Below are 7,864 nucleotides of genomic sequence, written 5' to 3'. Positions count from 1 at the left end.
CGGGACACGCCCGAACCCATACGCTCGGGGACACTGTGTAAGACCTCGCCGATGCAGGCTGTGGTGGGCGAACCGAGAATCCCCCGGCTTTAGCCGTGGGGAGTGTCAAATCCAGCGGCTTTGATCTGTATGGATTCAAAACAGAAAAAGGAGAACTGGTGGCCTTGGGTGCCTATGAAGTTCGAAATAGAACAATGGGTGTCCATATCGTCTATATGGAGGGTCAAGCTGAAAGCAACCGCACTCTTGTAGAGGCGCCGAAATATCGAGGAATTGGGCGGGCTCTCATTGCCTATGGCATCAAGTTATCGGTAGATGCTGGTTTTAATGATGATGTAACGCTGGATGCTAAGACACCTGAATTAGCAAGGCATTATGAACGAGATTTTGGTGCAGTTCGTTTACCCGGCCGGGAAAACAATACGGCACCCAGATATTTGATTTGTGACGAAGCTGCTCAGATCATTTTTACAGGTTACTTGGAGGAGGGCTAAACATGGAAGTCGCCAAGTGGCATTTCACCCATGAGAGTGAGGAAGACCGGCTGTGGTACGGGATTTTTTTCTCCATGTGCAAAAAGTTCAACGTCTCTTGGGCTACAGCCTCTCCAACTCAGAAAGCTTTTATCGAAGAAATTACCCGTGTCAACTATGAGCGTGAGTTAGCCAAACGGGAACCTTCTTCCCGGCCGGTGCGGGGCTTTTTTGATGAGTCCGTTTCCGCCTGAGCCAGACACCATAACCGCTTAAATCTGAATACAAAAGGGCCCTCCACCATCCGCCATCTGCCTCAGGCTGGCCGGTGTGAGGGCTCTTTTCTGCTCCATGCATTCTCTAGCTGCCGGCTTTGTCGCCTGTCCAGGAAGCACAGGCCTTTCTTTTGTCCGCGTATGCATCTTGGATCCGGGCTGAGATATCCACGGTCTTGGGGTATGGCACGGGGCGGGTTCCATAGGTGATATCAGCGGCAACGGCGCCGCCGTCCCGGGCGGCGGACAGGGAAACGCAGATGGTATCATTGGGCTCGCAAGCCGCCAGCGCAATGGATACCTGCTGCCCCCGCCGCAGAGAGAGGACCAGGGCGCTTTCTGCCTGCTCAGCCTGAAATTCCAGGTCCGACGGGGTGAGGACCATCTCTCCGGGCGTGATGTTCAGCCAGGCATAGGCGGGGTGCCGGTCCAGCTTTCGCTTCATTTGAAGCAGGATATCCTGATTGATGAAATCACTGCGGAGAAGATCGGGGCTCTCGATCTCATGGCCGATATAGTACTGGATCTCAGATTGGGTAAACCCCAGCGCATACAGATGGGTACCCAGGGCCCTGCGGTACAGGTAGGTGGTAGGGTCCCGCTCCTCGATACACAGATCTGTGACCTCGTCGGAGTACAAAATACCGGTCAGCACACCCAGCTGCCGTTTGGAAATGCCGATCTGAGCAAACAGGGCTCGTCCGGCGCGGCTCAGGTCGCGGGAGGAACAGCGAACCAGATAATCCCGGCCCCGGCACACCAGAGGGATACGGGCCGGATCCCCTCCGCAGGATGCCAGGTCAAGCAGCCCTGCCTGGGCCTGCCGGTAGAGGAAGTCCCTGCGCCGGAGCAAAAAGTCAAATATAAAATCCAGCCCGGGCAATTCCCGGGGGGAATTGGGGGTTTTCCCGCCTGCTTTGACGGCATTGCTGTCCCGCATCGTGGACTGGTAGTTGTGAATGGTGCGGAAAACCGTCCCGTCCGGCAGGACGGATTCCCGGATACAGCCGCAGTCCAGGCCCGCGGCCTCATTATTGCGGTAACCAAAGCCATACATGATCAGCTGGCCTACGTCTTCTCCCTCGGCCAGTTCCGGGTCCAGTCCCCGGAAATAGGCGAGCAGCTTTCCCTCTTCCTCCACGGTAAAGGATTTCCTGAGCCGGGTCAGCACCTCCGTCCGGTTTTTTTCCCGCCGCTTGGGGTCCCCGTCATACAAATCGATGACCGCGCCCCAGAAGATGTTGTCCTGGTACAGGCCGTGGGAGAGCCCCGCCCTGTAGACCACCCACAGCAGGTTGCGGTAATGCTCCATGGAGCTCTCAGAAAGCCCGTATTGGGATTGAATGGAGGTCAACACCCCCAGGAAATCTGCCTCCTCATAGTCCTCCACGGCCTTCCTGGCGTCCAGGAAGGGAAGGATGCGGCCTTCGTACTGGTTGCGGTAGAGGGCACAGGTCTCTTCGTTCCAGTTTTTTGAAATCCCGATATTGTCGCCCTGATCGTCCCACTCCACAAAATATCGGCGCAGCACCCCGAAAAAGGTGGGCTTTCTGTCCGGGGTTTCCTCCGGATATCCCCAGTCCCACAGCAGGGGCGGCGCAGTCCTGTGTACATCAGCCATCGGGCTCCCCCTCCGTTGCATCCCCTGTTTCCAGGCAGGTGATGTGAGTCTTGCATCCATATTGGCTCCTGATCCTGATATGGAGCTCCTCCTGATCCCGGTCCGCCGCCATGTGGATATGGGCCCAGAGAGGGTGCCTGCCGGGAAGGGACAGCTCCGCCTCAGCCTGGCCGGCGGCACAGAGCCGCTGGGATCTTGTCCGGGCGGTGCCGCGCTGGACCAGAACCGCCTCCCAGCGCTGCAGCTTTTTCAGCAGGATCAGCTGGGAGGAATCGGCCAGGAAATCACAGTAGTACCGCCCGAATGTGGTTTGCGGCTGGTTGCCCAGCACATATTGCAGTTCATCGGCATTGAACTGCGCCGTGGTGCGCAGCCAGTAGCTGAGATTCATGCGGAAGAAATCGCCGTAATATTTGCTCAGATTGGTCTCCTTGCTGCCCTTCCGGTTGTCCGGAACGGGGATGATATGGTCGGGCAGCGCCGCGGTTTTGAGGGCCTTGCGGCACAGCCGGTCCAGCTTCACCGGCGGGAAGCACACCATTCCCTTTTCCGATCTGGTTTCCCCCATGATAGTGGCGGGGGGATGGAGGGGGGACAGCGCCTTCTGGCGCTGCCGCACATGGTCCAGAGCGTCCAGAAGGGTCTTGACGCAGGGAAGGTTCCGATAATCCTCCAGATCGGAGAAGCCGCACAGCTGGGTGCCGTCGTTGGTACACTGCTTATGCACCGACAGATATGGGATCCCGCAGGACTCTGTGACATGGATGTCCTGCCAGGTGAGGGCACAGACGATATTGCTCTCCAGCCCCAGCAGCAGGCGCAGCAAAACCCCCACATATTCCGGCTCGTCCTGCTGATAGATACGGTCCAGGGTCCAGTCAAACACGGTGTACAGCTGCCTTGCATCCAGGGACCGGGAAACCAGCGCCCTGCGCACCTGAGCAAACAGCTTCTGGCTGAGCCGGCCGTCTCTGACCACAGGCGCCAGGCTGTTTTCCCGGCAGTAGCCCCGCCGGCACGCAAAATCCAGGGCGTTGGAAATCAGCAGAAACCGGACGATCAGCCGCTCCTGGTTCTCCTCCGGGTAGCAGGCCTCCAGGAGCTCCTGAATGCCTTCCGCTGTCAGGTCCGCCACCCGCAAGGCCCCGATCTCGGAGTAGCACACCATCTCCTGAAACGCCAGGTAATCGGAGCGGCCGGAAAAGCAATCTTCCAGTTCCGGATGCAGATACCACAGGGTCTTCAGCGCAATGTTGGCTCCGCGCAGCAGCTCCAGGTAGTGCCTGGTGATCTCGTCCCGGATGTAGGTAAACTTGCGCGGCGGGGGCTCAGCGCCGCTGTCAGGCCCTGCTTTCTGCTGCTTTGCACTGCGCCGGCCCGCCACCGCGGCGAAGGGATATTGGGTGGTCAGCCACCAGAGCACATCCCTGCCGTCCTGTGCGTCCGGGCTGCTATTGCCCATGGTCACCACCCGTTTTTTCGTGGAAGCAATGGCCTTCCCCCGGGGGAGGTACCCCCGATGTACCTTTTCTTCAGAGGGGGGTTCACAGATATACGCCTCCAGCCGCGGGCGTCCGCTGTTGTTTTTGGGAAAAGATTTGCTGCACCAGATCTTGATGTCCTCGGTAAAATCCACGTCAAATGCCAGGGCTCGTTCCCGCCCTCTGCGCCGCTGATTCAGCAGCTCATCCCGGAAGCGGCTGCGGATGGTGGTGGTGAGATCCAGAAGGGCCCCGCTGTCAACGGACACCGTCGGAATGGGAATTTTGGCCAGAAACTGCCCGGGAAAATCGTGGCTCAAGGACAGGGTGCTCAGGGAGATCCCCGCGGCGGCAGCGCCGCTGCCCACGATACAGCGTATCAGGATTTTCCGGCGGGGCGTGGTGGAATGATAGATCCCCTGGGGAATGAGCATCATGGAAACCATATGCGCAATCAGCAGACCAAGCGCCTCTTTTTCCTGGGACGAGTCCCGCAGCTCCAGCTCGCTGCTGGCTTCCAGAATCAAAAGATCGGTGGCTGGAGCAGCCCTGTTCAGCAGATGCCGGTACCACTTTTTCTTGGACTGCGCGCCGACAGACCGGGCGAAAAAGAGCATCTTCTTTCCAGCTTCGGGAGGCAGCCAGGCCTCCACATCTTCCTCCTTGATGTACAGAAATTCAAAATTCGGATAGGCTCGTCCCGCATAGGCAGGGGTGGAAAAATGGAGCCGGTACAGCTCCATCTCTTCCGAAGTGGCGCAGATAAACGTGGTTTTACGATGCCGGGTCTCCTCGTGGGCAGCCCACTTGCTCACAAAATGGGGCGAGGGAAAGAAGATGATCGCCTGCTCATCCGTGTCGGAACAGGGGGTAAGATGGGACAGAAATACCGAAAAGATCAGGCCGTTTTCCAGCGTAATATCGTTGCTGCGCATCCTGTTTTTTGCGCCGCCATGGGCCAGGGACAGGACCCGAAGCAGATCCAGCGGACTGCTTTGCAGGATATTTTTTTGGGCCTTGCTCAGCCATTTGATGCGCGCCGCAGACTCCCTGCAGGGAGAAAAATGTGACGGCGGATTGCGCTGCGCCACGGCCCGGAAGTTGAGGCCGCCCACCAAAAAGTCCCGGATGATGGAGCTCTGATTCGCGCGGGATTCCCCCAGTTCCAGCACCAAAATCTCTGCCGCATCACGGGCTTTTTTCTCCAAAGGTTTCAGCGAAAACGCCCGCTCATCCAGCGGATAGTGCAGGATGGCGCGATACAATTCCTCAAAAAAATCCCGCCGCAGCAGCGCCATATTGGCGCAGGTTTGGGTGCAATAAAAGCGGTACACATGGTCCAGCACATCGCCGCCATCCGCCCCGTGGAGCCGGGCAAAAAACTGCTTCTGTTCCAGCTGATAGGCCAGCAGATTGATGGAGATCAAGTGGTGTCCCTGGTCCCGGATATCGTCCATGTGATACTGGCTGCACAGCGCCAAAAACGCCTCCGGATCGGCGGCCAGCGAGGGCGTGACGTGGCGCAGAAAGGTCAGAAAGTCCACCGAAAACAGGCTGGAAAAGCTGTTGCTTCCCGCCATGGGATCCCCGGCAAAGCCGGGATAAAAACAGCGCTTGGACTTGTCCTGTTTCATGTTGGAAACAGCCGTTTGGAAGCCAAAATTTTGTATCACGTTTGCGGTGACAAAGGCGCACAGAAGGGTGGAATCCTTTCGCATGGAGGCAGCCTGCTGCTCCGATGCCGGGGGAATACTGACCGATTCCAACGCCGCGATGTAGCGGTCACGCACTTGTGGGTACAGCATAGCGTCAGCCCTCCGCACTCCATAATAGTAATTAAATGATATTTGATGCTTATAAAATAATCAAGTATAATTACTATTTTTACATGAAAAAAGCCCTCCTCAAAGGGCTTTTTCTCTTCCTGTAACGCCGCAAACCCTTGTGCCGCAAGGGCTTTCCTATGTTCGGGACAGATCCACATCCCACTGAATGGGTTCCATGCCCATGGAACGGATGGCGGTGATGACGTGATCATCATACTCCCCGTAGGGACAGCGGATCAGAGTGGGGCGTACGCCGGTGATAGCCTCGATCTTGTCATTACAGGCGTTAACGTCCGCAATGATCTCCTCGGAGGACAAGCTGTTGTAGTGGGCGTGGGTATTGGAATGGTTCATGATCTCATGGCCTGCTTCGTGAAGGGCCTTCACCGACTCGGGGTATTTCTCCACCCAGTCCCCTACCACAAAAAAAGTAGCTTTGATCTGGTATTCTCCCAAAATGTCTATGAGCTGCTGGGTGTCCTCGTTACCCCAGGGTAATGTAACATAGCGGCCCTTGGGGCTCAAGGGCTCCAAGGACCTTCGCTCAGGTGCAGCAGCAGGCACAGAGAGGAACCGATTTCCATGCCAAAGTTTTTTGTCGAGAGCTGTAGCTGTAATAGATTCCGCCCGCAGTCTCCGCAGCAGAGAAAACCGGTAATGGGACTCTGGTTCTGTTCAAAATTGATGACTTATGCTATAATGGCCGCAAATCGACTGCTATGATCATGTCTGCTGAATCAACCGAAAATCTTGGCAAGCTACCATGGGCAGGCAGTATCGTTTCCGCACGAGATCGGAGGGAGTAGAACGATGCGTGAGTTTATCCGGATTACTGACAAAACCCTGCACTGGTTTCAGCCCCTTCTGGAGGAGCCGTTGATCAGACGGCTTACCAATCCTGAAAGCGGCACCTATGCCATTGGGGCAGTGGAGGACAAAACCGCCTGCGGAGTGCTGGTGTTCCGCATGGGAGATCCGGCGGCGGAGATCCTGACGCTGGCGGTCTCCCCGGAGTATCGCCGCAGAGGGATCGCCCGGGGCATGGTGGAATATCTGTGCCGCCATGCATGGGCTACCGTTACGCCGGTGGTGTGCAGCTTTGCGGCCCCAGACCGGCAGGACCCGGTCTACCTGTTTTTTGCCCATCTGGAATCCTTTTCGGTGGCGCCGGAGGAGGGGATGGTCTGTAGAGTACCGTTATCTGAGCTTCCGCGCCGCAAACTGGAGGCCATGGGGGGGACGAAAGGGGAAATCCGCCCCTTCTATTCCCTGCCCGCGGTCACACGACGCCGGTATTTCTACCGGCTCCGGCAGCAGCATGCGCTGCTGTGGGATGAGCTGGACGAGGCAAGCTGCTGCCGGCCCCTGTGCCTGTGCGCCATGGACGGCGGCGAGATCCAGGCGGTGGTGTTTATGGCGGAGGACGGACCGGATCTGGAGCTGTCCTTTGCCTGGTGTGCGCCGGATCATCCCGGCCAGTTGATGGCGCTGCTGGCTCAGGTGGCCAGTCTGCTGCCGGAACGGGAGGGTGATCTGCGCATTGCTGCCGTTACTCAGACGGCGGTTTCTCTTGTGGATAAGCTGCTGCCTGGCCGGGAGGTGCTGGCCCGGTATTACCAGGCGGCGTGGGACATGCAGTGATAGGGGGGATACAGGATGTGTGACTCGATCACCACGGAACAAAACCGGCAGATCCAGCAGCAGCCGATCCAGATCCAGCAGCCGGTCCAGATCCAGCAGCAGCCGGTTCAGGAGCAACAGATGGAAGAGACGCACCGGTTGGAGATGCGGGAGCCGGTGGAGGTGCCGCTGCTCCAGGAGATGGAGGTCCATGCGGAGATCGAACAGCCCGCCCCGCCCTTGCAGCGGAGGGAGAGCCGCTCTGAGCGCAAAAAGCGGGAGCAGCTGGAAAACGCCCGGCAAAAGGCGGCGGAGCAGCGGGCCGAGGTGGAACGTCAGGAGACCGGACTGGCGGAGCGGCGGGCGGCCCTTGCGGCGCAGCAGGTCATGCCGGAGGAGCAGCTCAGAGCGGAGAAGGCTCTGCTGGAGGCCAGACTGAAGGCGGTGGCCCTGGAGGAAGAGGCCGGCCTGAAGGAGGTTGAAGGCGGTACCCCCATCCAGGAGATGGAGGTCAGACACAGGGCCCAGGTGGAGCGGGCCCGGCTGGCCGGGGAGTACGCCCGGAGTT

At 58.3% G+C, this 7,864-nt stretch carries 7 protein-coding genes; 4 read left to right on the top strand and 3 right to left on the bottom strand.

Going from position 1 to position 7,864, the window contains the following annotated elements; translation table 11 throughout:
* The first annotated feature begins 164 nt into the window (after window positions 1–164).
* On the top strand, window positions 165–494 hold the full coding sequence (locus H6B51_RS15400; RefSeq protein ID WP_204884519.1) for a hypothetical protein: 330 nt from the start codon (window positions 165–167) through the stop codon (window positions 492–494).
* Between the two features lie 2 nt (window positions 495–496).
* The gene (locus H6B51_RS15395; protein ID WP_204884518.1) at window positions 497–727 is read left to right on the top strand and encodes a hypothetical protein; all 231 of its coding nucleotides are present in this window, start codon (window positions 497–499) and stop codon (window positions 725–727) included.
* Between the two features lie 106 nt (window positions 728–833).
* Here H6B51_RS15395 and H6B51_RS15390 read toward each other — a convergent pair whose 3' ends face one another.
* The 3 genes from H6B51_RS15390 to H6B51_RS15380 form a co-directional block, all read right to left on the bottom strand.
* Window positions 834–2,369, bottom strand: a complete 1,536-nt coding sequence (locus tag H6B51_RS15390) for a hypothetical protein (RefSeq protein ID WP_204884517.1) — start codon at window positions 2,367–2,369, stop codon at window positions 834–836.
* Entirely contained in the window at window positions 2,362–5,655 is a 3,294-nt protein-coding gene (locus H6B51_RS15385) for a hypothetical protein (RefSeq protein ID WP_204884516.1), read from the bottom strand. Before H6B51_RS15385 ends, H6B51_RS15390 begins: the two co-directional genes overlap by 8 nt.
* A gap of 156 nt (window positions 5,656–5,811) precedes the next feature.
* Window positions 5,812–6,210 carry a polysaccharide deacetylase family protein gene (locus H6B51_RS15380; protein ID WP_204884515.1) on the bottom strand — a complete coding sequence of 133 codons (399 nt, stop codon included), beginning with the start codon at window positions 6,208–6,210 and terminating at the stop codon, window positions 5,812–5,814.
* A 276-nt stretch (window positions 6,211–6,486) separates the two neighbouring features.
* On the opposite strand from H6B51_RS15380, the gene H6B51_RS15375 reads away from it, so the two are divergent.
* Together H6B51_RS15375 and H6B51_RS15370 are read left to right on the top strand one after the other, a co-directional pair.
* Entirely contained in the window at window positions 6,487–7,317 is an 831-nt protein-coding gene (locus H6B51_RS15375; RefSeq protein WP_204884514.1) for a GNAT family N-acetyltransferase, read from the top strand.
* A gap of 15 nt (window positions 7,318–7,332) precedes the next feature.
* Window positions 7,333–7,864, top strand: a 532-nt coding sequence (locus H6B51_RS15370; RefSeq protein ID WP_204884513.1) for a hypothetical protein, incomplete at its 3' end; no start/stop codon positions are given.

Source organism: Pseudoflavonifractor phocaeensis, assembly GCF_016901955.1.
Taxonomy (GTDB): Bacteria; Bacillota; Clostridia; order Oscillospirales; family Oscillospiraceae; genus Flavonifractor; species Flavonifractor phocaeensis_A.
Note: the sequence above shows the minus strand (reverse complement) of the source record. Positions and strands in the feature narration are given on the sequence as shown.

Coding starts and splice junctions, on each gene's coding strand:
- H6B51_RS15395 (WP_204884518.1), top strand. CDS start 497: ATGGAAGTCGCCAAGTGGCATTTCACCCATGAGAGTGAGGAAGACCGG.
- H6B51_RS15390 (WP_204884517.1), bottom strand. CDS start 2,369: ATGGCTGATGTACACAGGACTGCGCCGCCCCTGCTGTGGGACTGGGGA.
- H6B51_RS15385 (WP_204884516.1), bottom strand. CDS start 5,655: ATGCTGTACCCACAAGTGCGTGACCGCTACATCGCGGCGTTGGAATCG.
- H6B51_RS15375 (WP_204884514.1), top strand. CDS start 6,487: ATGCGTGAGTTTATCCGGATTACTGACAAAACCCTGCACTGGTTTCAG.